Raw genomic sequence first — 22,240 nt, 5'->3', positions numbered from 1 at the left:
GACACGTACGGCAGGATGTGCGGCATGCCCAGTGCAGAATCGACGCGAGCGAGCGTTCATGAGCCGGAGCCGGTGCGGCCGACCAAGGAGGACGAGGTCGCCGCGGCCGGCAGCGAGCTGATCGGCGGCCCGCTCGGGCGGCGTGCCCTGCTCGGGTCGTCCTGGTGGACTCCGGTGCGAGTGATCGCGCTGGTGGCGATCGGCATGTTCGCCCTCGGTCTCGTCCAGAAGGCGCCCTGCTACAACGGGGCATGGTTCTTCGGTGCGAGCTCCCAGTACACGCACGCCTGCTACTCGGACATCCCGCACCTCTACCAGGGGCGTGGCTTCGCCGACGGACTCGTGCCGTACTTCGACCGGCTCCCCGGCGACATGCAGTACCTGGAGTACCCGGTGCTGACCGGTGTCTTCATGGAGGTCGCCTCCTGGCTCACGCCCGGCAGCGGAACCATCCAGTACCAGGAGCAGTGGTACTGGATGGTCAACGCCGGGATGCTCATGGTGTGCGCGTCGGTCATCGCCGTCTGCGTGACCCGTACCCATGCCCGGCGTCCCTGGGACGGCCTGCTGGTCGCCCTGGCGCCCGCCGCCGCGCTGACGGCCACCATCAACTGGGACCTGCTGGCGGTCGCTCTGACGGCCGCGGCGATGCTGATGTGGTCGCGGGGCCGCTCCCTGGCCTTCGGTGTCCTGCTGGGGCTCGCCACGGCGGCCAAGCTCTACCCCTTCCTGCTCCTCGGGCCGCTGCTGGTGCTGTGCTGGCGCGCGGGCAAGTGGCGCGAGTTCGCCAAGGCCCTGGGCGGTGGGATCGTCGCCTGGGTCGTCGTGAACGGGCCGGTGATGCTCTTCGCGTTCGAGGGCTGGTCGAAGTTCTACACGTTCAGCCAGGAACGGGGCGTCGACTTCGGCTCCTTCTGGCTGATCATGGCCCAGAACTCCGACAACCCGCTCAGCACCGAGACCGTCAACACGCTCGCCACGCTGCTGATGCTGGTGTGCTGCGCGGGTGTGGCGGCCCTCGCCCTGACCGCACCGCGTCGGCCGCGGTTCGCCCAGCTCGCCTTCCTGATCGTCGCGGCGTTCATCCTCACCAACAAGGTCTACTCGCCGCAGTACGTGCTGTGGCTGGTGCCGCTGGCCGCGCTCGCCCGGCCCAAGTGGCGGGACTACCTGATCTGGCAGGCGTGCGAGGTGGCGTACTTCCTGGGGATCTGGATGTACCTCGCGTACACGACCAGCGGAGACGCCCACAAGGGCCTGCCCACCGACGGCTACCACTGGGCCATCGGCATGCATCTGCTGGGAACGCTGTACCTGTGCGTCATGGTCGTGCGGGACATCTTCATGCCGGAGCGGGACCCGGTGCGGAGGGCCGGCGACGACGACCCCTCGGGCGGGGTGCTCGACGGTGCGGAGGACGTCTTCGTCCTCGGCCCCGCGGCCCGGCCCCGGCCGCACGAGGACGCCCGGTTCGACGGGCCGTCGGTCGAGTGGGGCAGACAGGGCGCCTCGGGCGGTTCACTCTGAGCGAACGGCCCAGAGTCGATCCCGGAAGCCAGAAGGCCGTACAAGGAACCCGTGTACGGCCTTTGCGCTGAACCGCGTCGGTCAGCGGTCCACGATCCGGTCGAACTGCGTGGTGGTGTGCCGCAGATGCGCCACCAGCTCCTCGCCCACCTTCGGCTCCGGCGCGTCCGCGGGCACGAACAGGATCGAGACCTGCATGTGCGGCGGCTCGGCGAACCAGCGCTGCTTGCCGCCCCAGACGAACGGAGAAAGGTTCCGGTTCACCGTCGCGAGGCCGGCGCGGGCGACGCCCTTGGCGCGCGGCATGACGCCGTGCAACGCCTTGGGGGCCTCCAGGCCCACCCCGTGGGACGTGCCGCCCGCCACGACCACCAGGAAGCCGTCCGAGGCGGCCTTCTGCTGCCGGTAGCCGAAGCGGTCGCCCTTGGCGACGCGCGTGACGTCCAGGACCGCGCCCCGGTACTCGGTGGCCTCGTGGTCCCCCAGCCACAGCCGCGTGCCGATGCGGGCGCGGAAGCGGGTCTGCGGGAACTGCTGCTGGAGCCGGGCGAGATCCTCCGCCTTGAGGTGGCTGACGAACATGGTGTGCAGGGGAAGCCGGGCCGCACGCAGCCGGTCCATCCAGCCGATGACCTCCTCGACGGCGTCCGAGCCGTCGGTGCGGTCCAGCGGCAGGTGGATGGCGAAGCCCTCCAGGCGGACGTTCTCGATCGCGGCGTGCAGCTGGGGCAGGTCCTGCTCGCTGATGCCGTGGCGCTTCATCGAGGACATCACCTCGATCACCACGCGGGCGCCGACCAGGCCGTAGACACCGTCTATCGACGAGACGGAGCGGATCACCCGGTCCGGCAGCGGCACCGGCTCCTCGCCGCGCCGGTACGGCGTCAGCACCAGCAGGTCACCGCTGAACCAGTCCTTTATCCGGGCGGCCTCGTACGTCGTGCCGACGGCGAGGACGTCCGAGCCCAGCCGTGTGGCCTCCTCCGCCAGCCGCTCGTGCCCGAAGCCGTAGCCGTTGCCCTTGCAGACCGGCACGAGGCCCGGGAACTGCTCCTGCACGTGCTTGTGGTGCGCCCGCCAGCGCGCGGTGTCGACGTAGAGCGTGAGCGCCATGGCCGGACCTGGAACCTTTCTCGTGGTTGCCGTGAATCAGCGGTTGCCGTCTGTCGGCGGCTGCCGTGTGTCAGAGGTATAGAAGCACTGAACGGGACGTCAGCGACGCGACATGTAGATGTCGAGCGCCTTGTGCAGCAGCTTGTTCAGCGGGAAGTCCCACTCGCCGAGGTACTCGGCCGCCTGGCCACCGGTGCCCACCTTGAACTGGATCAGGCCGAAGAGGTGGTCGGTCTCGTCCAGCGAGTCGGAGATGCCGCGCAGGTCGTAGACGGTCGCACCGAGCGCGTAGGCGTCGCGCAGCATCCGCCACTGCATGGCGTTCGAGGGCCGGACCTCGCGGCCGATGTTGTCGGAGGCGCCGTAGGAGTACCAGACGTGCCCGCCGACGATCAGCATCGTCGCCGCCGACAGGTTCACGCCGTTGTGCCGGGCGAAGTACAGCCGCATGCGGTTGGGGTCCTCGGTGTTGAGGGCCGTCCACATGCGCTGGAAGTACGACAGCGGGCGCGGCCGGAAGTGGTCGCGCACGGCCGTGATCTCGTACAGTCGCTGCCATTCCTCGAGGTCCTGGTAACCGCCCTGGACGACCTCGACGCCGGCCTTCTCGGCCTTCTTGATGTTGCGGCGCCACAGCTGGTTGAAGTTCTTGTGGACCTCTTCCAGGGAACGGTTCGCCAGCGGCACCTGGTAGACGTAGCGGGGCTGGACGTCGCCGAAGCCGGCGCCGCCGTCCTCGCCCTGCTGCCAGCCCATGCGGCGCAGCTTGTCGGCGACCTCGAAGGCGCGCGGCTCGATGTGGTCGGCCTCGATGTCGCGCAGGCGCTTCACGTCCGGGTTCTGGATGCCCGCCTTGATGGAGGCGGCCTCCCAGCGGCGGATGATCACCGGCGGGCCCATCTTCACCGAGAAGGCGCCCTGCTGCTTCAGGTGCGCCAGCATCGGCTCGATCCACTCCTGCAGATTCGGCGCGAACCAGTTGATGACCGGGCCCTCGGGCAGGTAGGCGAGGTAGCGCTTGATCTTGGGAAGCTGCCGGTAGAGGACCAGACCGACACCGACCAGCTCGCCGGTGCGGTCGTCGAACCAGCCGAGGTTCTCGGAGCGCCACTCCGCCTTGACGTCAGCCCAGGCCGGGACCTGCATGTGGCTCGCCGACGGCAGGCTCTGGATGTAGGCCAGATGCTGCTCTCGACTGATGGTCCTCAGGGTCAGGCTCATTCGGGGCGCTCCTCGGGCTGGTGTGTCCCCATGGGGTCAGGGGCTCCGGCTCTCGCGCGAAGCCTACTGCGCCTTGGGAGCGCGCCGGTTGGGCGTACGGCACCTTCGCCACGGCCCCGGCGGCCGTGGCGTCACCCGGTGTTCGGAAAGGAGTGTCCCTGGCGTCAGTCGATGAGCCCGCCGAAGAGGCCGCCGTGCGCCATGCCCAGGAAGAACCCGACACCCGCCGCGCCCAGCCCCAGGATCAGGCCGAACCGCTCACGGGTCGTCTCCGAGATCCACTGGCCGTACGCGCCGGTGAGAATGCCCACCAGACCGGTCCAGGAGCTGAGCAGGTGCAGGTCGTCGTCGACCAGTGCCGTGATGAACGACGTGATGCCCAGCACCAGGGTCACCGCGAGCAGGGTGTCCTGGAGGGGGTGGGGCTTTCCGTCCGTGGCGAAGAGGCCGCCGGCGGTGTTGGGTCGCAATGCCTGTGCCATAGGGCACCTCCTGCGAAAGTCGGCGCATCGTAGCGCCATACACACCCGATGTGTACAGATTGGCTGCCCTCGCGACCGGATTTCAACCGCAAGCCGCTGTGCGGGTACTCTGTACCGTCCGCACCGGTGTCTGCCCATGTCACGGCAGGGCTTCTCCACAGAACCCCTGATTGTCAGTGGTGGCCGATACCGTTGCCTACGCATCACAACCCTCCTGCCACGGAACGACCGTGGCCGCTGAGTCCAAAGGAGGTGGGTTCCACATGCGTCACTACGAGGTGATGGTCATCCTCGACCCCGACGTCGAGGAGCGCGCTGTCTCCCCGCTGATCGAGAACTTCCTCTCTGTCGTCCGTGACGGCGGCGGAAAGGTCGAGAAGGTCGACACCTGGGGCCGTCGTCGTCTCGCGTACGAGATCAAGAAGAAGCCCGAGGGCATCTACTCGGTCATCGACCTGCAGGCCGAGCCTGCGGTCGTCAAGGAGCTCGACCGCCAGATGAACCTGAACGAGTCGGTCCTCCGGACCAAGGTCCTCCGTCCCGAGATGCACTGAGCTTCCACGCTCAGCCGATCCCGGGATTCGAGTAGCAAGCAGCCAGAGCAAACCCGCCGAGAGGTTCCCCCATGGCAGGCGAGACCGTCATCACGGTGGTCGGCAATCTTGTCGACGACCCCGAGCTGCGCTTCACCCCCTCCGGTGCGGCCGTCGCGAAGTTCCGTGTCGCGTCCACTCCCCGCACCTTCGACCGCCAGACGAACGAGTGGAAGGACGGCGAGAGCCTGTTCCTGACCTGCTCGGTCTGGCGTCAGGCGGCGGAGAACGTCGCCGAGTCGCTCCAGCGAGGCATGCGCGTCATCGTGCAGGGCCGGCTGAAGCAGCGGTCCTACGAGGACCGTGAGGGTGTCAAGCGCACGGTCTACGAGCTGGACGTCGAGGAAGTCGGCGCCAGCCTGCGCAACGCCACGGCCAAGGTCACCAAGACCAGCGGCCGCGGTGGCCAGGGCGGCTACGGCGGCGGTGGCGGTGGCGGCCAGGGTGGCGGCGGCTGGGGCGGCGGCCCCGGTGGCGGCCAGCAGGGCGGCGGAGCTCCCGCCGACGACCCGTGGGCGACCGGCGCTCCCGCCGGTGGCAGCCAGGGCGGTGGCGGCGGCTGGGGTGGAAACTCCGGCGGCGGTGGCGGCGGCTACTCGGACGAGCCCCCCTTCTAAGGGCGGGTTCGTACCCACACTTCTTGATCACACAGGAGAAACACCATGGCGAAGCCGCCTGTGCGCAAGCCGAAGAAGAAGGTCTGCGCTTTCTGCAAGGACAAGGTCACGTACGTGGACTACAAGGACACGAACATGCTGCGGAAGTTCATTTCCGACCGCGGCAAGATCCGTGCCCGCCGCGTGACCGGCAACTGCACGCAGCACCAGCGTGACGTCGCCACGGCCGTCAAGAACAGCCGTGAGATGGCGCTGCTGCCCTACACGTCCACCGCGCGATAAGGGAAGGGTGACCGACTCATGAAGATCATCCTCACCCACGAGGTCTCCGGCCTCGGCGCCGCGGGCGACGTCGTCGACGTCAAGGACGGTTACGCTCGCAACTACCTGATCCCGCGGAAGTTCGCGATCCGCTGGACCAAGGGTGGCGAGAAGGACGTCGAGCAGATCCGTCGTGCTCGCAAGATCCACGAGATCCAGACCATCGAGCAGGCCAACCAGGTGAAGGCCCAGCTCGAGGGCGTCAAGGTCCGTCTGGCTGTCCGCTCCGGCGACGCCGGTCGTCTCTTCGGTTCCGTCACCCCCGCCGACATCGCTTCCGCGATCAAGGCTTCCGGTGGCCCCGAGGTCGACAAGCGCCGCATCGAGCTGGGCTCGCCGATCAAGACGCTGGGCGCTCACGAGACGTCCGTGCGTCTGCACCCCGAGGTTGCCGCCAAGGTCAACATCGAGGTCGTCGCGGCCTGAGTGCCGCGCTCGCTGAAGCAGTGAGCGGTGGGGTCGTTCCCTTCGGGGTACGGCCCCATCGTCATGTGCGCAGCTCCGCTCGCTCGCGGTGGACCCTGTTTTCGTTCACGGTGGGCTCCTGTTTCACGTGAAACCGTCGATGTTTCACGTGAAACGGTCAGCGGGTCGCGCCCGTCACGATCCAGCGTCCCGAGCGGGTGCGGAGCCACAGGGTCAGCATCCGCACGGTCATCATCAACGTCATGGTGGCCCACAGCGCGGTGAGCCCACCGCCCAGTACCGGCACCAGCAGAGCTGCCGGAGTGAACACCGCGAGAGTGACCAGCATCGCCCAGGCCAGATAGGGACCGTCGCCGGCGCCCATCAGGACGCCGTCCAGCACGAAGACGATGCCGGAGATCGGCTGGGAGAGGGCGACGATGACCAGGGCGGGCAGCGCCACGTCCTTGACCGCCGGGTCGCTGCTGAACAGGGGCAGGAACACCGGGCGGGTGATGACCACCAGGATGCCGAGGACAACCCCGACGGCGATGCCCCATTCGACCATGCGGCGGCAGGCGTCGCGGGCGCCCTGGGCGTCACCGGCTCCGAGGTAGCGGCCGATGATGGCCTGGCCGGCGATGGCGATGGCGTCGAGAGCGAATGCGAGCAGGCTCCACAGGGACAGGATGATCTGGTGGGCGGCGATGTCCGCGTCCCCGAGCCGGGCGGCGACCGCCGTGGCGATCATCAGAATCGCCCTCAGGGAGAGGGTCCGCACCAGCAAGGGCACGCCCGCCTGAGCCGAGGCCCTGATCCCGGCGGCGTCCGGACGCAACGAGGCGCCGTGCCTGCGGGCGCCCCGGAGGACCACGACGAGATAGACCGCGGCCATGCCGCACTGTGCGATGACCGTGCCCCAGGCGGAGCCGGCGATCCCCAGGTCGGCGCCGTAGACGAGCCCCGCGTTGAGGGCGCCGTTCGCGGCGAAACCGGCGATGGCGACGTAGAGCGGGGTCTTGGTGTCCTGCAGGCCGCGCAGGACACCGGTCGCGGCGAGGACGACGAGCATGGCGGGGATGCCGAGCACGGAGATACGCAGGTAGGTGGTGGCGTACGGGGCTGCTGCCTCCGATGCTCCGAAGAGGCTCACGAGGTGGGGCGCCGTGGGCAGGGCGACGGCGACGACGGCGGCGCCGAGCAGGAGGGCCAGCCAGATGCCGTCCATGCCCTGGCGGATGGCGGACTGGAGGTCACCCGCGCCGACCCGGCGGGCGACCGCTGCCGTGGTGGCGTAGGCGAGGAACACGAAGACGCTGACGGCGGTCATCAGCAAGGCCGAGGCGACGCCGAGACCGGCGAGCTGGGCCGTGCCCAGATGGCCCACGATGGCGGTGTCGGCCATGAGGAAGAGGGGCTCGGCGACGAGGGCGCCGAACGCCGGGACGGCCAGTGCGACGATCTCTCTGTCGTGCTGTCTCCGGCCGGCTCGGCGGCGCGCGGGGGCCTGTGTCATGTGCACTAATCTAATCGTCCACAGGTAAGAGATGCCAGGCTTTTGTGACCCTTACTTTCCGTCTAGCGGTACGCACTCCTGTGCACCCTTCGAAGTGATCTTGGCCCGCTTGGGGAAGTTTTTCTTCTGCACAGCCGGTGGACGGTAAAGGTGCAGGTCAGAGCGGTCTGTTCAAGGCGGGGCGACGCTTGTTCACAGGCCTGTCCACCGGGTCGTGCACAGGTTTCGCGGAGTTCTCCACAGCATCTGGGCCGTCGTCCACATGGCCTGTGGATAACCAGATTGGCTGACGGTGCCGACAGGCCTACGGTGGTCCGGCGCCCGCTCCGTCCGCCGGTTTTCAAAACACCACAAAACCGGCGCCCGTCAAACGGAGTTGGGCCTCTCATTTGTCAGTGCCGTGCCGTAGAAAAGAGGGGCACGGCGAGGTCTGCTGCGGCGGACGGGAGGAGGTGGCTCGGTGAGCATTTCCGAGCCCTTGGACGACCCGTGGGCCGACAGCGGTCCCAGTGATCGTCTGCCCGCCTCCCGCCGCCGTGGTGACGGATCCCGGAGCCGCGACGAGCAGCACGAACGCGGCGTTGACAACGGAGTGTGGGACGGCGGCTCAAGCCCGTCGTTCGAGCGGGTGCCGCCGCAGGACATCGAGGCCGAGCAGTCCGTCCTCGGCGGCATGCTCCTGTCGAAGGACGCCATCGCCGACGTCGTCGAGATCCTCAAGGGCCACGATTTCTACAAGCCGGCCCACGAGACGATCTACCAGGCCGTCCTCGACGTCTACGCCAAGGGCGAGCCGGCCGACCCCATCACGATCGCGGCCGAGCTCACCAAGCGCGGCGAGATCAACAAGGTCGGCGGTGCCTCGTACCTGCACACGCTCGTCCAGACGGTTCCGACCGCGGCCAACGCCGCGTACTACGCGGAGATCGTGCACGAGCGGGCCGTCCTGCGCCGCCTGGTCGAAGCCGGTACGCGCATCACACAGATGGGATACGCGGCCGACGACGACGTCGACGAGATCGTCAACCGCGCCCAGGCGGAGGTCTACGCGGTCACCGAGCAGCGGACCAGCGAGGACTACCTGCCGCTCGGCGACATCATGGAGGGCGCGCTCGACGAGATCGAGGCGATCGGCTCACGCAGCGGCGAGATGACCGGTGTGCCCACGGGGTTCACGGACTTCGACTCGCTCACCAACGGGCTGCACCCGGGCCAGATGATCGTCATCGCCGCGCGTCCCGCCATGGGCAAGTCCACGCTCGCGCTGGACTTCGCGCGGGCCGCCTCGATCAAGAACAACCTGCCGAGCGTGATCTTCTCCCTGGAAATGGGGCGCAACGAGATCGCGATGCGTCTGCTCTCCGCCGAAGCCCGGGTGGCCCTGCACCACATGCGGTCCGGCACGATGACGGACGAGGACTGGACGCGCCTGGCCCGGCGCATGCCCGACGTCTCGGCGGCGCCGCTCTACATCGACGACTCCCCGAACCTGTCGATGATGGAGATCCGCGCCAAGTGCCGCCGCCTCAAGCAGCGCAACGACCTCAGGCTGGTCGTCATCGACTACCTCCAGCTGATGCAGTCGGGCGGTTCCAAGCGGGCCGAGAGCCGGCAGCAGGAGGTCTCGGACATGTCCCGAAACCTCAAGCTGCTGGCCAAGGAGCTGGAGATCCCGGTCATCGCGCTCTCCCAGCTGAACCGTGGTCCCGAGCAGCGCACGGACAAGAAGCCGATGGTCTCCGACCTGCGTGAGTCGGGTTCCATCGAGCAGGACGCCGACATGGTCATCCTGCTGCACCGTGAGGACGCCTACGAGAAGGAGTCGCCCCGCGCCGGCGAGGCCGACCTGATCGTGGCCAAGCACCGAAACGGCCCGACGGCGACGATCACGGTCGCCTTCCAGGGCCACTACTCGCGTTTCGTCGACATGGCGCAGACCTGACAGCAGCAAATGTGCTCGACGCGGAGACGCCGGGCCGGGTGGACTGGGATCCATGACATCTCAGGGAGAGCTGCTTCCCGGCACGCGTCGCGCGCTGCTGCACCGGATCGCTGTCGCGCAGACCGAAGGACGGGCCCCATCACTCGTCGCTGCCGTCGTGCGAGACGGGAAACCGGTGTGGACAGGGGCGCGGACCTCGGTGGAAGGTCATGCGCCGGACGAGAACGTGCAGTACCGGATCGGCTCCCTCACCAAGACCTTCACGGCGGTTCTCGTCCTGCGGCTGCGCGACGAGGGCGCCCTGGACCTCGCTGATCCGCTGGAGAAGCACCTGCCGGACACCGGTGTGGGGGAGGTGACCGTCGCCGAACTGCTCGCGCACACCGCAGGGCTGGCGGCCGAGACCCCGGGGCCGTGGTGGGAGCGGAGCCCCGGATCCCTGCGGCCCGAGATCGCCGACGTGCTGGGCGAGCGGCCCTCGCTGTCCCCTCCCGGCCGCCGGTTCCACTACTCCAACCCGGGTTACGCGCTGCTCGGCGCCCTGGTCGAGAAGCTGCGTGGCGACTCATGGGAAGAGGTCCTTCGGCGGGAAGTGCTCGAACCCCTGGAGCTGCACCGCACGAGCGTGCGGCCGCAGGCGCCGTATGCGGGTGGCTGGGCCGTGCATCCCTGGGCCGATGTGATGCTGCACGAGCCCACCGAGGATCTGGGACGGATGGCCCCGGCCGGCCAACTCTGGTCGACCACGGGTGACTTGGCGCGGTTCGCGGCCTTCCTGCTCAAGGGTGACGAGCGGGTGCTGAGCCCGGAGTCGCTGCTGGAGATGAGGACACCGGCGGCGCCCCACGAAGCGTCGGACGTGGCGAGCGGCTACGCCTACTGCCTGGGCATGGAGATCCGGCGGCGGGACGGACGGTCCCTCGTCGGCCACACCGGTTCGCTGCCCGGATTCCTCGCCTGCCTCATGATCAGTGTCGAGGACGACGTGGCGGCGATCGTCCTGGCCAACTGCACCTCCGGCCCGCTGTTGTTCCCCGTCGCCTCCGACCTGGTCCGTATCGTCGCCGAGGCGGAACCGCGCATCCCCACCGCGTGGAAACCGCTGCGCGATGTCGACCCGTCCGTGCTGGAGATGACGGGCCAGTGGTACTGGGGGACGCATGCTTTCGCGCTGCGCCTCACGGCCGACGGACTCCTCTCGCTCGGGCCGCTGTCCGGCAGTGGCCGTGGTTCGCGGTTCTGCCCGAACGGCGACGGCACCTGGACCGGGCTGGAGGGCTACTACGCCGGCGAGCTCCTGAAGGCCGTACGGCGGCCGGACGGGGCCGTGAGCCACCTGGACCTCGGGTCCTTCGTGTTCACGCGTCAGCCGTACGACGAAGGGGCTCCTGTGCCGGGCGGGGTCGACCCCGAGGGTTGGCGTGGGATCGGCTAGGCGGTGACCTGAAGGGGCGGCCTGTTTCACGTGAAACAGGCCGCCCCTTCAAGCCGGTCACAACGGGAGCTTGAAACCCGTGTGGGAGGCCGTGAAGCCGAGCCGTTCGTAGAAGCGGTGGGCGTCGGTGCGCGTCTTGTCGGAGGTCAGCTGTACCAACTGGCAGCCCTGTTCCCGGGATTCCGCGATCGCCCACTCGATGAGCCGTGTCCCGAGGCCGCTGCCGCGCTCGTCGGCGTGGATGCGTACACCTTCGATGATCGACCGGGTCGCACCGCGTCGGGACAGCCCGGGGATGACCGTGAGCTGGAGCGTGCCGACCACGCGGCCCTCGCGCACCGCCACGACCAGGTGCTGGTTCGGGTCGGCGCTGAGCCGCTCCAGCGCGGCCAGATAGGGGGCGAGGTCGTCCGGTGACTCGCGCTGCGCACCCAGGGGGTCGTCGGCGAGCATGCCCACGATCGCCGGGACGTCGTCGGCGACAGCGGCGCGTATCTCAAGATCTCCCATGGGCGCACCCTACGCAGAGCCGGCCCGTGCCGGGGCCTGTCAGGCGGGCACCGGGGCCTTCAGCGTCTCCACGACTCGGACCAGCGGGGCCAGATCCGGGTTCTTCGCCGCCTCGTCGAGAGCCTCGCGCAGAGCGGCGTCATTGGTCGGTCGCGCCGCCTCCAGCAGCTCCAGGCCGGCCTCGGTGACGTTCGTGTAGATGCCCCGGCGGTCGGTGGGGCACAGATAGCGCTCCAGGAGCCCGCGGTCCTCGAGCCGGGTCACCAGGCGCGTGGTGGCGCTCTGGCTGAGGACGACCGCGTCGGCGACCTGCTTCATCTGCAGATGGCCTCCGTCGCCGTCGTGCTGCCGGCTGAGCACGTCCAGCAGGGAGTACTCGCGCGCACTGAGGTCGTGCTTCGCCTGCAGGGCGCGCTCGATGTGGGTCTCGATCCTCCCGTGCAGCAGGGAGAGAGCGCACCAGCCCTGGGCGAGGGCGGTGAGCGCGGGGTCCGTCGCTGTCATTGGGGTTTCCTCCGTCCCGGAGCGGCTGACACCCAGGATAGAGCAGCGCTGCAATAGTCGGCGGTTGCATATAGCCCGCGTATGCAACTATTGTGAACGCACGCAAAGCGCTCCTGCAATCTTCTGGGAAGGTAACCCCTCCATGCCTCTCGCGCTTCTGGCCCTCGCGATCGGGGCCTTCGGGATCGGAACGACAGAGTTCGTGATCATGGGCTTGCTGCCCGAGGTCGCGGGCGACTACGGGGTCTCCATCCCCACCGCCGGATACCTGGTCACCGGCTACGCGCTCGGTGTCATGTTCGGTGCCCCGCTGATGACCGTTCTCGGCACCAAGGTCCCCCGCAAGCGGATGCTGATGCTGCTGATGGGCCTGTTCATCGCCGGCAACCTGCTCTCGGCACTCGCCCCGGCCTTCGCCGTGATGCTGATCGGCCGGATCGTCGCCTCCCTGGCCCACGGCGCCTTCTTCGGCATCGGCTCGGTCGTCGCCGCCGACCTGGTCGCCCCGGACAAGAAGGCCGGAGCCATCGCGATGATGTTCACCGGGCTGACCGTGGCCAACGTCGTCGGCGTCCCGCTGGGCACGCTCGTCGGCCAGTCCGTCGGCTGGCGGGTCACCTTCGGCATCGTCGCCGCCCTCGGCGTCGTCGGCCTGATCGGCATCGCCAGGCTCGTCCCCGACATGCCCAAGCCGGAGGGCGTGCGCCTGCGGCATGAACTGGCCGCCTTCAAGAACGTGCAGGTGCTGCTCGCGATGGCGATGACCGTCCTCGGCTTCGGCGGCGTCTTCGCGGCCATCACCTACATCGCGCCGATGATGACCCACGTCGCCGGTTTCGCCGACGGCTCCGTCACCTGGCTGCTGGTTCTCTTCGGCCTCGGCATGGTCGGCGGCAACCTCGTCGGCGGCAAGTTCGCCGACCGCGCCCTGATGCCCATGCTGTACGTCTCCCTGGGCGCCCTGGCCGTCGTGCTGGCCCTGTTCACGCTGACCGCGCACGACAAGGTCCTGTCGGCCGTGACGATCGCGCTCGTCGGTGCCCTGGGCTTCGCCAGCGTGCCGCCGCTCCAGAAGCGGGTCCTCGACCAGGCGCACGGCGCCCCGACCCTGGCCTCCGCCGTGAACATCGGCGCCTTCAACCTCGGCAACGCCCTGTCCGCCTGGCTCGGCGGGCTCGTGATCGCGGCGGGCCTCGGTTACACCGCCCCCAACTGGGTCGGTGCCGCCCTGGCCGCCGGAGCCCTGCTCCTGGCCCTCCTCTCCGCCGCTCTGGAGCGCCGCGCCGGTGCGCCCAGCACCGTCGTCGCGGGCTCCACCCCCGCCGGGCAGCGCACCGCCGTCCACCACTGACCAACCGGGCCCCCGGAGTCACAGCCTCCAGGTCCGCACACCCCGCAAGTCATCCAGGAGATGTCCATGAGCACCACCACCGCAGTCGCCCCGCTGACCACCCAGGACGCCGATGTCCTCGTCACCGCGGCCCGTCGGGCAGCAGAGGCCGCAGGAGTCACCGTCAGCGTCACGGTCTTGGACGCGGGCGGGCATCTGCTCGCCTTCCGGCGGGACGACCGAGCCGTGCTGATCTCCGGCGAGACCAGCACCCGCAAGGCCTACACGGCGCTCCAGCTGGACACGCCCACCGCTGACCTCGTCGACGCCGTGCAGCCGGGAGGCCTCTTCCACACCCTGCCCACCGCGCTCGACCGGCCGCTGCTGTTCATCGCCGGCGGTGTACCGGTACACCGCGACGGCCGGCTGATCGGCGCGATCGGTGTCGGCGGCGGTGCCCCGGAGCAGGACCACGCCTTCGCCACGGCCGCCGTGGAGGCCCTCGCCTGAACTGGCCGCTGCAGTAAGACGACGCCGGTTCCCCATCCTCTGGGGAGCCGGCGTCGTCGTGTCGGAGCCCTTCAGCCCGCCGCGACCGTCACCGGTGCGAACCGCCGGCTCCAGTCGCCGGGCAACTCGGTGATCCCGTACGCCATCACCGAGTTGAAGGCGACGGGCGCCAGGCCGCGCTCGTTCACCCACGCGAGCAGCTCCTCGTGCCGCACATCGATGTCGGTGCGCAGCGGGCGGTCGGTGTGGGCGGCGAGGGAGGCGATGAGTGCCTGGGCCACCGACGTGTCACGTGCGATGAGCGGACCCACCACGTGGGTCTCCATGTTGGGCCAGGCGGCCGCGTACCCGACGATCCGCCCGCGCTCCTCCGCCACGCGCAACTGGTCGGCGAAGGCGGGCAGCCGGGTGATGATGTGCGTGCGGTCGGTTCCGAACGCCTGCTCATCGAGCCGGAGGATCGCGGAGAGGTCCTCGGCGGTCGCGGCTCGGGTGGCGACCTTCGGTTCCGGACCGCCGGGAGTGAAGCGGCCGGACACCATCTCGGCCCGACCGACGACCTTGAAGCCGAGCTCCTCGTAAAGGGGGCGGCCGTTCGGTGTCGCGTGCAGGGTGAGCGGTGTGGCGCCCATCGCGGAGACGACCTGGCGCATCAGCCGGCGCCCGACCCCCTGCCGAGCGTGCCGTTCCGCCACGAGGACCATGCCGATCGCCGCGAAGGCAGGGTGCTCCTGAGGCCCGTACTCGGTGACGATGCAGGCGCTCACGAGGCCGCCGTCAGGGTCGTCGATGCCGTAGCCCTTTCCGGCTGTGAGGAGGAAGCCCCACTTGTGCTCCTCCCGTGGCCACCCCCGGTCCTCGGACAAGTCGGCGCAGGCGGCGAGATCGCGGAGCGTCAGACGGCGGATGGGCAGAGAGGCAAGGGAAGGAGTCGACACGCAGGTCAGGCTGTCCGACAGGGACCCCTGCCGTCCACCTGTTTCGGCGGAGACATACGAGCTTTTGGCCAGTTGTCGCCGCCCGCACAGCACGTGGACAGGTGCTGGTTGTTTCACGTGAAACACGTAAGAACAGCCGATGTCCGAACGAGACGAGGAACCAGCGGGTCTTGTCCAGTAGTTGACGGAACTGACGATGCGCGTCGTGCCCGCATTCGTGACGAGGGAAGGGGGGACTTGTGTGCGCGGCGGTGGCCGGTAGGGTCGACTCCGGTTCGCGTCAGGGGTGAGGTGACCCGCCCGAGCGGGCCGAGTGCAGGGCAAGGCAGCCTACGGGACGGAGAGATCGAAGACCCGCGTTTCCGGTTATGCGACTGAGCCGTCCGGGCGAGTGGGAAGCTCGGTGAGAGTACTGCGGTCAATGTCACACTCTCCCCTACTTGTCCGTACGCAGCCGAAATACGGGTTAAATGTGGCGGCATTGGCCACGACACAGGACGGGAACGCAGTCCGTCCACGGGGGAAAGCAGGCACCTTCCGACCGGGGAAGTGCGCAGACCGACCGAAAGATGCTCGAGGCGAGGCACACCATGGACGCTCCGACCACCACGTCGGCCGACAACGGCACTTCTGGCGGCGGGGGCGGCTGGTTCACGCCCCGCAAGAAGCCGACGCCGGGCAGCGAGCCCGGTGCGGCAGAGGGGCGTCGCCCGGCGGCGATACGCCCGGTGGGCAGGCCCGCCCCTGACCCGGCAGCGCCGGCGGACGGCACATCCACGCCGTACGACTCGACGGCCGGCAGCACGAGCACCGAGCCGGAGCAGGAGGGCGAGACCCCGGACGCGATACCCACGCCGACCCCCGTGGCCGCACCGCCTACCCCCTCTCCTGCGGGCTCGAGAGCCGCCGCGGCGTCATCGCCGCGCCCCGCGTCCACGGCGTTCGCCCCCGATCCGGAGCCCTTCGCTGCCACCGCCGCTCCTCCCTCGAATACCGCGGCCGAACCTCGTGTTCCCGCCCAGCGGCCCGCGCCGGCCTCGGCTTCCGGGCCTGCCGCCTCCGGCCCGGCCGAGGGAGCGTCCCCGGACGCCGTCCTCGTCCGGCGGGCCATGGCCGAGATCGCGCCCGTGGCCGACAAGGTCACGTCGTACTTCTACGCCCTGCTCTTCGTGCGCCACCCCGACCTGCGGCCGCTGTTCCCGGCCGCGATGGACACCCAGCGGGACCGGCTGCTCAGAGCGCTGCTCACCGCTGCCGAGCACATCGACAACACCGATGTCCTCGTCGACTACCTGCAGAACCTGGGCCGGGGCCACCGGAAGTACGGAACGCGGGCCGAGCACTACCCGGCCGTCGGCGAATGCCTCATCGGCGCGCTGAGCAAGTACGCCGCCGGTGTCTGGAACGAGGAGATGGAGGCGGCCTGGGTCCGGACCTACACCACCATCTCCCAGATCATGATCGACGCGGCGGCCGCGGACGAACTGCGGGCCCCGGCCTGGTGGTACGCCGAGGTCGTCACGCACGATCTCCGCACCCCGGACGTCGCGGTCGTCACCGTCCGGCCCGACCAGCCGTACCCCTTCCTCGCCGGGCAGTACACCAGCCTGGAGACCCCCTGGTGGCCGCGCGTCTGGCGGCACTACTCCTTCGCCTCGGCGCCCCGCTCGGACGGCCTGCTCTCGTTCCACGTGAAGGCCGTGCCGGCCGGCTGGGTCTCCAACGCCCTGGTGCACCGCGCCCGCCCCGGTGACATCATCCGGCTCGGCCCGCCCGCCGGGTCCATGACCGTGGACCACACCACCGACAGCGGCCTCCTCTGCCTGGGCGGCGGCACCGGCATAGCGCCCATCAAGGCACTGGTCGAGGACGTCGCCGAGCACGGCGAACGGCGGCCGGTCGAGGTCTTCTACGGCGCCCGCACGGACCACGACCTGTACGACATCGACACCATGCTCCGCCTCCAGCAGAGCCACCCCTGGCTGTCCGTCCGCGCGATCATCGACCAGCAGGCGCACCAGCAGTTGCCGGACGCGATACGCGCCTACGGGCCGTGGAACGAGTACGACGCCTACCTCTCGGGCCCGCCCGGGATGATCCGCAGCGGTGTGGACGCCCTGAGGGACATCGGCATCCCGTCGGACCGCATACGGCACGACTCGGTGGAGGAACTGGTCGCGGCCGGGCCCTGACCCGCTGCTCAGCCGAGGTCGGGGGCGTGCATGGCGCGCACGCCCTCGATGTTGCCGTCCAGGTAGTGCCGCAGCGACAGCGGAACGAGGTGGACGGAGGCGATCCCGACCCGGGTGAAGGGCACCCGTACGATCTCGTACTCGCCGATGGGTTCCTCCACTTCCGGGCCGTGCCGGAGCGAAGGGTCCATGGACTCGAGGCGGCAGACGAAGAAGTGCTGCACCTTCACGCCGGTCGCGCCGCCGTCCTCCCCGATGTGCTCCACGGTGTCCACGAAGCAGGGCACCACGTCGGTGATCTTCGCGCCGAGCTCCTCGTACACCTCGCGGTGCAGGGCGTCGACGACGGTCGAGTCGCCGGGCTCGACCCCGCCGCCGGGGGTGAGCCAGTAGGGGTCCAAGCCCGGCTTGGTGCGCTTGATCAGGATCAGGTCGTCACCGTCCAGCAGAACGGCGCGGGCGGTGCGCTTGACCACGGGTCGGACGGTCATGGGTGAAATGTGGCCCGGCTGGTTCCACGTGAAACATCGCGAACTGTCACCGGCCGAACTCCCAGAGTGAGACATGACCCCGGGCGCCCCCACGCCCCCGTACGGCCCCGGCCTGTACAGCCCGGCGCCCGTCTCCGAGGGCCTCAGCACCAGTCGGCGGCGGCCCGCTGCAGCCACTCATGAGCCCGTGCGATGTGGGGCATGGCCATGGTCCCGGTGCGGACCACCAGGAAGTACGTGCGCAGCGGTGGCACCGCCGGCTCGTGCAGGGCGACGACGTCACCCCGCTCCAACGCCGCCGCGCACAGATAGCGCGGCAGGACCGCCAGCCCCGCACCCGCGGCCGCACAGGCCAGCACCGCACGCAGGTCGGGGACGACGACCGTGCCCGGGGCGGCCGGGCGGGAGTCGAAGACGGAGGCCCAGTAGCGGGAGACGAAGGGCAGCGACTCGTGCACCTCCACCACGGGCACCTGCTCCAGTGCCGGCTCCGGCTTGCGGCCCGGCTGTCCGGCGCCGAGCTGTTCGGCCCAGCGCGGGGCGGCGACCAGGACGTGCTCCTCGTCGCAGAGCGCAGTCGCCGTGAGCAGGGCGCCGCGCGGCCGGGCCGTGCTGATGGCCAGATCGTGATGCCCGGCGGAAAGCCCTTCCAGCGTTTCCTCAGCGTTTCCGAAGGAGACGCGCAGGGCGAATCCCTGGCCGTCCTCACCGGTCAGTTCCGTGAGCGCGGGCAGGGCTCGTTCGGCGGTGAACTCAGGAGGCCCGGCGAGATGCAGCGTCCGTAAGGAGGAGTCCTCGTCGAGGCCGGTCTCGGTGATCTCCACCAGGGCGTCGAGGTGCGGTGCGGCCTTGTGGGCGAGTTCGTCGCCGATGCTCGTCGGGGTCACGCCGCGGGCCTGCCGCAGGAACAAGGGGCGGCCCAGTTGCCGTTCCAGGGTCCGGATCTGCGAGGTCACGGCCGGCTGCGACAGACCGAGCAAGGCGGCGGCGCGGGTGAAGGAGCCGGCCCGGTGGACGGTGACGAAGGTCCGCAGCAAGGCCAGATCCACCGCGCACACTCCCCTCGTCGGCCCCCGCTCCCAGCCCCCCGGCCGCGCCCAACTATAAATAAGTCGATAGGTTGCTGTCGCTACTGTGATTGGACACTGACAGAGAGTCAACTAGCCTTGGTCGCGCGGTTCTTGCGCGCGGAACCGGGGGACGGTCCGAGCCACGAGGGGGGAGGTTCGGACCGTCCGTCTTTCGTATGCCGATCCAGCCGACCGCGCAAGCGCTGTCAGTGCCGCGTCGTACCGTTCGGGCATGGAACCAACGTCGGGTGCGGGAGTCCAGGCCTACTACGCCGAGTCGGCCGAGCGGCTGACGAGAGCGTACGAGAGCGTTCCGTTCGAGTCGGTGCACGGGGCGCTGCTGGACCTGCTGCCGGAGCCGCCCGCGCGGGTGCTGGACGTCGGCTCGGGGACCGGCCGGGACGCGGCGGCACTGGCCGGGCGGGGCTTCACGGTCGACGCGGTGGAACCGGTGACGGAACTCCGGCGCGTGGCCGAGCGGTTGCACCAAGGCACCGGTGTGACGTGGCGGGCGGGCGCGCTCCCCGCGTTGCAGGGCGTCCAGGGGCCGTACGACGTGGTCCTGCTGTCCGCGGTGTGGATGCATCTCCGGCCGGAGGAGCGCCCCGTCGCGATGCGGCGCCTGGCCGGGCTGCTGGCGCCGCGCGGCATCCTGCTGATCACTCTGCGCCGCGGTGAGCCACCCGAGGGCCGGCGCATGTTCGACATCCCGCCGGAGGAGGTCGCCGGTCACGGAGCCGAGGCAGGGCTGGTACCGGTTCGGCTGGTGGACGAGGGCGCGGACCTGCTCGGCCGGGACGCGGTGCGGTGGAACTCCGTGGCGCTCCGGCAGGAGCGGGCCCACTGCCCGCACCCCTAGCCGAGCGCGTTCGTCAGTCCGCCGACGCGTCCAGCGCGCGCAGTACGTCCGCCACCAGGTCCTCCGGATCCTCGGCGCCGACCGACAGGCGGATGAAGCCCTCCGGCACCGCGTCGCCGCCCCAGCGTCCACGCCGTTCGGCCGTGGACCGCACTCCGCCGAAGCTCGTCGCGTCGTCCACGAGCCGCAGAGCCTCGAGGAAACGGTCGGCACGCGCGCGCGTGGGCAGCGTGAACGACACCACGGACCCGTAGCGCCGCATCTGCTGCGAGGCGATCTTGTGCGCGGGGTCGTCGGGGAGCCCCGGATAGCGCAGCCCGGTCACCTCGGGCCGCTCGCGCAGTGCCTCGGCGACGGCCAGGGCCGTCGCGCTCTGCCGGTCGACCCGCATCTGGAGCGTGGCGATCGAACGGTGTGCGAGCCAGGCCTCCATGGGCCCGGGAATCGCCCCGACGATCTTGCGCCAGCGGCGTACGGCGGCCATGGCCTGGGCGTCCCGGCCGACGACATAGCCCAGGAGGACGTCGCCGTGGCCGGTCAGCTGCTTGGTTCCGCTCGCCACCGCGAAATCGGCGCCGAGCTCCAGCGGGCGCTGCCCGAGCGGTGTCGCGAGGGTGTTGTCGACGGCCACCACGGCACCACGCGCGTGTGCCGCCTCGGCGAGGCGCCGGATGTCGCACACGTCGAGCCCGGGGTTCGACGGCGTCTCGATCCACAGCAGCTTCGCACCGTCGAGGACGTCTAGCTGGGCGTCGCCGCCGGTCGGCGCGGTGCGCACCTCGATGCCGTACGCCTCCAGCTGGGCGCGGACCAGGGGCAGCGCCTGGTAGCCGTCATCGGGCAGGACGCAGACGTCCCCGGTGCGCAGCTGGGAGAAGAGCACGGCCGAGATCGCGGCCATGCCCGAGGCGAAGACGAGCGTCTCGGCATCGTCCCGGCCGGGCGCCTCCAGCTCGCCGACGGCGCGCTCCAGCAGTGTCCACGTCGGGTTCTCGTCGCGGCCGTAGGCGTACGGGCCGGTCGGGTCGCCCGGCAGGTGGTAGTGGGCGGCGAACACGGGTCCGGGCAGGGTGGGCTCGTACTTGACCGCCTCCGGCAGCCCGGCCCGCACCGCACGTGTACCGTCACCGGCGCCAGCGGCGACCCTGCGCACGCCAGGCACCTGACCTGCGTCACCCGTCACCGGGCCCGCGTCGCCGGACACCTGGCTCGTGTCACCCGCCGCCCGGACCGCCTCGCCCGGCGAGCGGCCCGGGCCGCCCGGCACCCGGCCCGCGTCGCCCGGCGATCCGCGCCCGTCACCCGTCGCGGAATCACTCATGCCGCCTGTCCCTCCACGTCCTCGCGCACCGCCGCGAGCAGACCGGCGCTCGCCGCCTCCACCATCTCAAGGCACTCCTCGAAACCGTCCGCACCCCCGTAGTAGGGGTCCGGTACGTCGAGGTCGTCCCCGGCGGCGGGGTCGTAGGAGCGCAACAGCCGCACCTTCTGCGCGTCCTGTTCCGTGGGCGCGAGACGCCGCAGCGCCCTGAGGTGGCTGGAGTCGAGGGCCACGACCAGGTCGAGGCGGGCGAACCAGGACGGCTGGAACTGCCGGGCCGTATGGCCGCAGGCGTAGCCGTTCTCCTCCAGGACGGCCACCGTCCGCGGGTCGGCGCCGTCGCCCTCGTGCCAGCCGCCCGTGCCGGCGCTGTCGACCTCGACCAGACCGTCGAGACCGGCCTCCGCCACCCGCGCGCGGAAGACGACCTCGGCCATCGGGGAGCGGCAGATGTTGCCCGTGCAGACGAAGCAGACGCGGTACGTCATGCGTCCTCAGTCCCCGTCCGGCAGGACGACGTGCAGCGCCCAGGAGACGACCGAGATGATCAGACCGCCCAGGACGGCCGTCCAGAAGCCCTCCACGTGGAAGCTCAGGTCGAGCTTGTCGGCCAGCCACGAGGTGAGCAGCAGCATCAGAGCGTTGACGACCAGGGTGAACAGGCCGAGCGTCAGGATCAGCAGCGGCAGACTGAGGAGCTTGACGACCGGCTTGACCAGGAAGTTCACCAGGCCGAAGAGCAGCGCGACCACGATCAGGGTGCCGACCTTCTTGCCCGTGCTGTCACCGGTCAGGGTGATCTTGTCGAGCAGCCACACGGCGACCGCCAGGGCACCCGCGTTGGCGATCGTCTTGACTACGAAATTCTTCATGTGTCTGATCGTGGCAGACCTGATCGGACATGGGCACAAGAGGCAGGGGCGGACAAGGCGATGAAGGCATTCCGGCTGGACGAACTGGAGGCGGAGCGCGCCGCCAACGAGGGCGCCTACCTGCAGTTTCTCCGGGAACAGAACATGTCGGTCGGCCTGTACGCCCTCGACGCTGGCGATCAGGATCCACAGAAGCCGCACAATCAGGACGAGGTCTACTTCGTTGTGAGCGGCCGTGCCGCGATCACCGTCGGCCTGGAGACGACCCAGGTGGCGCGCGGCAGCGTGGTGTACGTGCCGGCGGGCGTCGCCCACAAGTTCCACCACATCACCGAGGACCTCAGGGTGCTGGTGGTCTTCTCTCCGCCCGAGAGCTGACGAGCCGCCTCCGGGTTCCCTAGGGGATCGGTCAGGGGAGGACAAGGGGTGCGAGGCCCCCGCAGGGCCCCTCCCGGACCTAGCATCGAGTGC

At 69.8% G+C, this 22,240-nt stretch carries 24 protein-coding genes; 12 read left to right on the top strand and 12 right to left on the bottom strand.

Annotated elements, in window-relative coordinates:
* Nucleotides 1–15 precede the first annotated feature (15 nt).
* Entirely contained in the window at nt 16–1,527 is a 1,512-nt protein-coding gene (locus tag C1703_RS19675) for a glycosyltransferase 87 family protein (RefSeq protein WP_114254109.1), read from the top strand.
* Between the two features lie 81 nt (nt 1,528–1,608).
* Here C1703_RS19675 and C1703_RS19670 read toward each other — a convergent pair whose 3' ends face one another.
* The 3 genes from C1703_RS19670 to C1703_RS19660 all read right to left on the bottom strand — a co-directional run bounded on the left by C1703_RS19670 (nt 1,609) and on the right by C1703_RS19660 (nt 4,343).
* Complete coding sequence (locus C1703_RS19670) at nt 1,609–2,640, bottom strand: alanine racemase (RefSeq protein WP_114254108.1); 1,032 nt, start codon at nt 2,638–2,640, stop codon at nt 1,609–1,611.
* Nucleotides 2,641–2,739: 99 nt separating this feature from the next.
* The gene (gene femX, locus C1703_RS19665) at nt 2,740–3,861 is read right to left on the bottom strand and encodes a peptidoglycan bridge formation glycyltransferase FemX (protein ID WP_114254107.1); all 1,122 of its coding nucleotides are present in this window, start codon (nt 3,859–3,861) and stop codon (nt 2,740–2,742) included.
* A gap of 164 nt (nt 3,862–4,025) precedes the next feature.
* Nucleotides 4,026–4,343, bottom strand: coding sequence for a hypothetical protein (locus C1703_RS19660; RefSeq protein WP_114254106.1), 318 nt, complete (start codon nt 4,341–4,343; stop codon nt 4,026–4,028).
* Nucleotides 4,344–4,606: 263 nt separating this feature from the next.
* Between C1703_RS19660 and rpsF the strand changes: the two genes are divergently transcribed.
* The 4 genes from rpsF to rplI all read left to right on the top strand — a co-directional run bounded on the left by rpsF (nt 4,607) and on the right by rplI (nt 6,300).
* Nucleotides 4,607–4,897, top strand: coding sequence for a 30S ribosomal protein S6 (rpsF, locus tag C1703_RS19655; RefSeq protein WP_030237450.1), 291 nt, complete (start codon nt 4,607–4,609; stop codon nt 4,895–4,897).
* A gap of 71 nt (nt 4,898–4,968) precedes the next feature.
* Nucleotides 4,969–5,553 carry a single-stranded DNA-binding protein gene (locus C1703_RS19650; protein WP_114254105.1) on the top strand — a complete coding sequence of 195 codons (585 nt, stop codon included), beginning with the start codon at nt 4,969–4,971 and terminating at the stop codon, nt 5,551–5,553.
* 45 nt (nt 5,554–5,598) lie between these two features.
* Nucleotides 5,599–5,835, top strand: a complete 237-nt coding sequence (gene rpsR / locus C1703_RS19645) for a 30S ribosomal protein S18 (protein ID WP_003949403.1) — start codon at nt 5,599–5,601, stop codon at nt 5,833–5,835.
* An 18-nt stretch (nt 5,836–5,853) separates the two neighbouring features.
* Entirely contained in the window at nt 5,854–6,300 is a 447-nt protein-coding gene (gene rplI / locus C1703_RS19640; protein ID WP_010032778.1) for a 50S ribosomal protein L9, read from the top strand.
* Nucleotides 6,301–6,457: 157 nt separating this feature from the next.
* Here rplI and C1703_RS19635 read toward each other — a convergent pair whose 3' ends face one another.
* The gene (locus C1703_RS19635) at nt 6,458–7,795 is read right to left on the bottom strand and encodes an MATE family efflux transporter (RefSeq protein ID WP_114254104.1); all 1,338 of its coding nucleotides are present in this window, start codon (nt 7,793–7,795) and stop codon (nt 6,458–6,460) included.
* Between the two features lie 460 nt (nt 7,796–8,255).
* Here C1703_RS19635 and dnaB point away from each other — a divergent pair, with 460 nt between their 5' ends.
* Nucleotides 8,256–9,737, top strand: coding sequence for a replicative DNA helicase (gene dnaB / locus C1703_RS19630; RefSeq protein WP_114254103.1), 1,482 nt, complete (start codon nt 8,256–8,258; stop codon nt 9,735–9,737).
* Nucleotides 9,738–9,789: 52 nt separating this feature from the next.
* Nucleotides 9,790–11,172, top strand: coding sequence for a serine hydrolase domain-containing protein (locus C1703_RS19625; protein ID WP_114254102.1), 1,383 nt, complete (start codon nt 9,790–9,792; stop codon nt 11,170–11,172).
* Between the two features lie 57 nt (nt 11,173–11,229).
* Here C1703_RS19625 and C1703_RS19620 read toward each other — a convergent pair whose 3' ends face one another.
* Both C1703_RS19620 and C1703_RS19615 read right to left on the bottom strand, forming a co-directional pair.
* Nucleotides 11,230–11,682: a GNAT family N-acetyltransferase gene (locus tag C1703_RS19620; RefSeq protein WP_114254101.1), complete on the bottom strand. Its 453-nt coding sequence runs from the start codon at nt 11,680–11,682 to the stop codon at nt 11,230–11,232.
* A gap of 39 nt (nt 11,683–11,721) precedes the next feature.
* On the bottom strand, nt 11,722–12,186 hold the full coding sequence (locus tag C1703_RS19615; RefSeq protein ID WP_114254100.1) for a MarR family transcriptional regulator: 465 nt from the start codon (nt 12,184–12,186) through the stop codon (nt 11,722–11,724).
* Nucleotides 12,187–12,328: 142 nt separating this feature from the next.
* Between C1703_RS19615 and C1703_RS19610 the strand changes: the two genes are divergently transcribed.
* Together C1703_RS19610 and C1703_RS19605 are read left to right on the top strand one after the other, a co-directional pair.
* On the top strand, nt 12,329–13,537 hold the full coding sequence (locus C1703_RS19610; RefSeq protein WP_114254099.1) for an MFS transporter: 1,209 nt from the start codon (nt 12,329–12,331) through the stop codon (nt 13,535–13,537).
* Between the two features lie 66 nt (nt 13,538–13,603).
* Nucleotides 13,604–14,026 carry a heme-binding protein gene (locus tag C1703_RS19605; RefSeq protein WP_114254098.1) on the top strand — a complete coding sequence of 141 codons (423 nt, stop codon included), beginning with the start codon at nt 13,604–13,606 and terminating at the stop codon, nt 14,024–14,026.
* 71 nt (nt 14,027–14,097) lie between these two features.
* Here the strand turns inward: C1703_RS19605 and C1703_RS19600 are convergent, their stop codons facing one another.
* The gene (locus tag C1703_RS19600; RefSeq protein WP_114254097.1) at nt 14,098–14,964 is read right to left on the bottom strand and encodes a GNAT family N-acetyltransferase; all 867 of its coding nucleotides are present in this window, start codon (nt 14,962–14,964) and stop codon (nt 14,098–14,100) included.
* Nucleotides 14,965–15,554: 590 nt separating this feature from the next.
* On the opposite strand from C1703_RS19600, the gene C1703_RS19595 reads away from it, so the two are divergent.
* Nucleotides 15,555–17,156: a globin domain-containing protein gene (locus C1703_RS19595; protein ID WP_198678221.1), complete on the top strand. Its 1,602-nt coding sequence runs from the start codon at nt 15,555–15,557 to the stop codon at nt 17,154–17,156.
* An 8-nt stretch (nt 17,157–17,164) separates the two neighbouring features.
* Here the strand turns inward: C1703_RS19595 and C1703_RS19590 are convergent, their stop codons facing one another.
* Together C1703_RS19590 and C1703_RS19585 are read right to left on the bottom strand one after the other, a co-directional pair.
* Nucleotides 17,165–17,647: an NUDIX hydrolase gene (locus C1703_RS19590; protein WP_114254095.1), complete on the bottom strand. Its 483-nt coding sequence runs from the start codon at nt 17,645–17,647 to the stop codon at nt 17,165–17,167.
* 143 nt (nt 17,648–17,790) lie between these two features.
* Nucleotides 17,791–18,696, bottom strand: coding sequence for a LysR family transcriptional regulator (locus tag C1703_RS19585; protein WP_114254094.1), 906 nt, complete (start codon nt 18,694–18,696; stop codon nt 17,791–17,793).
* A 253-nt stretch (nt 18,697–18,949) separates the two neighbouring features.
* On the opposite strand from C1703_RS19585, the gene C1703_RS19580 reads away from it, so the two are divergent.
* Nucleotides 18,950–19,576: a class I SAM-dependent methyltransferase gene (locus C1703_RS19580; protein WP_114254093.1), complete on the top strand. Its 627-nt coding sequence runs from the start codon at nt 18,950–18,952 to the stop codon at nt 19,574–19,576.
* A 13-nt stretch (nt 19,577–19,589) separates the two neighbouring features.
* Here the strand turns inward: C1703_RS19580 and C1703_RS19575 are convergent, their stop codons facing one another.
* The 3 genes from C1703_RS19575 to C1703_RS19565 are packed head-to-tail and all read right to left on the bottom strand — an operon-like array spanning nt 19,590 to nt 21,769.
* Complete coding sequence (locus C1703_RS19575; protein WP_232840532.1) at nt 19,590–20,897, bottom strand: cystathionine gamma-lyase; 1,308 nt, start codon at nt 20,895–20,897, stop codon at nt 19,590–19,592.
* Complete coding sequence (locus tag C1703_RS19570; protein WP_114254092.1) at nt 20,894–21,385, bottom strand: low molecular weight protein-tyrosine-phosphatase; 492 nt, start codon at nt 21,383–21,385, stop codon at nt 20,894–20,896. Before C1703_RS19570 ends, C1703_RS19575 begins: the two co-directional genes overlap by 4 nt.
* 6 nt (nt 21,386–21,391) lie before the next feature.
* Entirely contained in the window at nt 21,392–21,769 is a 378-nt protein-coding gene (locus C1703_RS19565; RefSeq protein ID WP_114254091.1) for a phage holin family protein, read from the bottom strand.
* 60 nt (nt 21,770–21,829) lie between these two features.
* Here C1703_RS19565 and C1703_RS19560 point away from each other — a divergent pair, with 60 nt between their 5' ends.
* A complete protein-coding gene (locus tag C1703_RS19560; protein WP_114254090.1) occupies nt 21,830–22,147 on the top strand; it encodes a cupin domain-containing protein in 318 nt (105 codons plus the stop codon).
* Nucleotides 22,148–22,240: the final 93 nt, after the last annotated feature.

This window comes from Streptomyces sp. Go-475 (genome assembly GCF_003330845.1).
Classification (GTDB): domain Bacteria; phylum Actinomycetota; class Actinomycetes; order Streptomycetales; family Streptomycetaceae; genus Streptomyces.
This window is presented reverse-complemented; position numbering and strand designations above follow the sequence as displayed.

Coding starts and splice junctions, on each gene's coding strand:
- C1703_RS19675 (WP_114254109.1), top strand. CDS start 16: ATGTGCGGCATGCCCAGTGCAGAATCGACGCGAGCGAGCGTTCATGAG.
- C1703_RS19670 (WP_114254108.1), bottom strand. CDS start 2,640: ATGGCGCTCACGCTCTACGTCGACACCGCGCGCTGGCGGGCGCACCAC.
- femX (WP_114254107.1), bottom strand. CDS start 3,861: ATGAGCCTGACCCTGAGGACCATCAGTCGAGAGCAGCATCTGGCCTAC.
- C1703_RS19660 (WP_114254106.1), bottom strand. CDS start 4,343: ATGGCACAGGCATTGCGACCCAACACCGCCGGCGGCCTCTTCGCCACG.
- rpsF (WP_030237450.1), top strand. CDS start 4,607: ATGCGTCACTACGAGGTGATGGTCATCCTCGACCCCGACGTCGAGGAG.
- C1703_RS19650 (WP_114254105.1), top strand. CDS start 4,969: ATGGCAGGCGAGACCGTCATCACGGTGGTCGGCAATCTTGTCGACGAC.
- rpsR (WP_003949403.1), top strand. CDS start 5,599: ATGGCGAAGCCGCCTGTGCGCAAGCCGAAGAAGAAGGTCTGCGCTTTC.
- rplI (WP_010032778.1), top strand. CDS start 5,854: ATGAAGATCATCCTCACCCACGAGGTCTCCGGCCTCGGCGCCGCGGGC.
- C1703_RS19635 (WP_114254104.1), bottom strand. CDS start 7,795: ATGACACAGGCCCCCGCGCGCCGCCGAGCCGGCCGGAGACAGCACGAC.
- C1703_RS19625 (WP_114254102.1), top strand. CDS start 9,790: ATGACATCTCAGGGAGAGCTGCTTCCCGGCACGCGTCGCGCGCTGCTG.
- C1703_RS19620 (WP_114254101.1), bottom strand. CDS start 11,682: ATGGGAGATCTTGAGATACGCGCCGCTGTCGCCGACGACGTCCCGGCG.
- C1703_RS19615 (WP_114254100.1), bottom strand. CDS start 12,186: ATGACAGCGACGGACCCCGCGCTCACCGCCCTCGCCCAGGGCTGGTGC.
- C1703_RS19610 (WP_114254099.1), top strand. CDS start 12,329: ATGCCTCTCGCGCTTCTGGCCCTCGCGATCGGGGCCTTCGGGATCGGA.
- C1703_RS19605 (WP_114254098.1), top strand. CDS start 13,604: ATGAGCACCACCACCGCAGTCGCCCCGCTGACCACCCAGGACGCCGAT.
- C1703_RS19595 (WP_198678221.1), top strand. CDS start 15,555: ATGGACGCTCCGACCACCACGTCGGCCGACAACGGCACTTCTGGCGGC.
- C1703_RS19590 (WP_114254095.1), bottom strand. CDS start 17,647: ATGACCGTCCGACCCGTGGTCAAGCGCACCGCCCGCGCCGTTCTGCTG.
- C1703_RS19580 (WP_114254093.1), top strand. CDS start 18,950: ATGGAACCAACGTCGGGTGCGGGAGTCCAGGCCTACTACGCCGAGTCG.
- C1703_RS19575 (WP_232840532.1), bottom strand. CDS start 20,897: ATGAGTGATTCCGCGACGGGTGACGGGCGCGGATCGCCGGGCGACGCG.
- C1703_RS19570 (WP_114254092.1), bottom strand. CDS start 21,385: ATGACGTACCGCGTCTGCTTCGTCTGCACGGGCAACATCTGCCGCTCC.
- C1703_RS19565 (WP_114254091.1), bottom strand. CDS start 21,769: ATGAAGAATTTCGTAGTCAAGACGATCGCCAACGCGGGTGCCCTGGCG.
- C1703_RS19560 (WP_114254090.1), top strand. CDS start 21,830: ATGAAGGCATTCCGGCTGGACGAACTGGAGGCGGAGCGCGCCGCCAAC.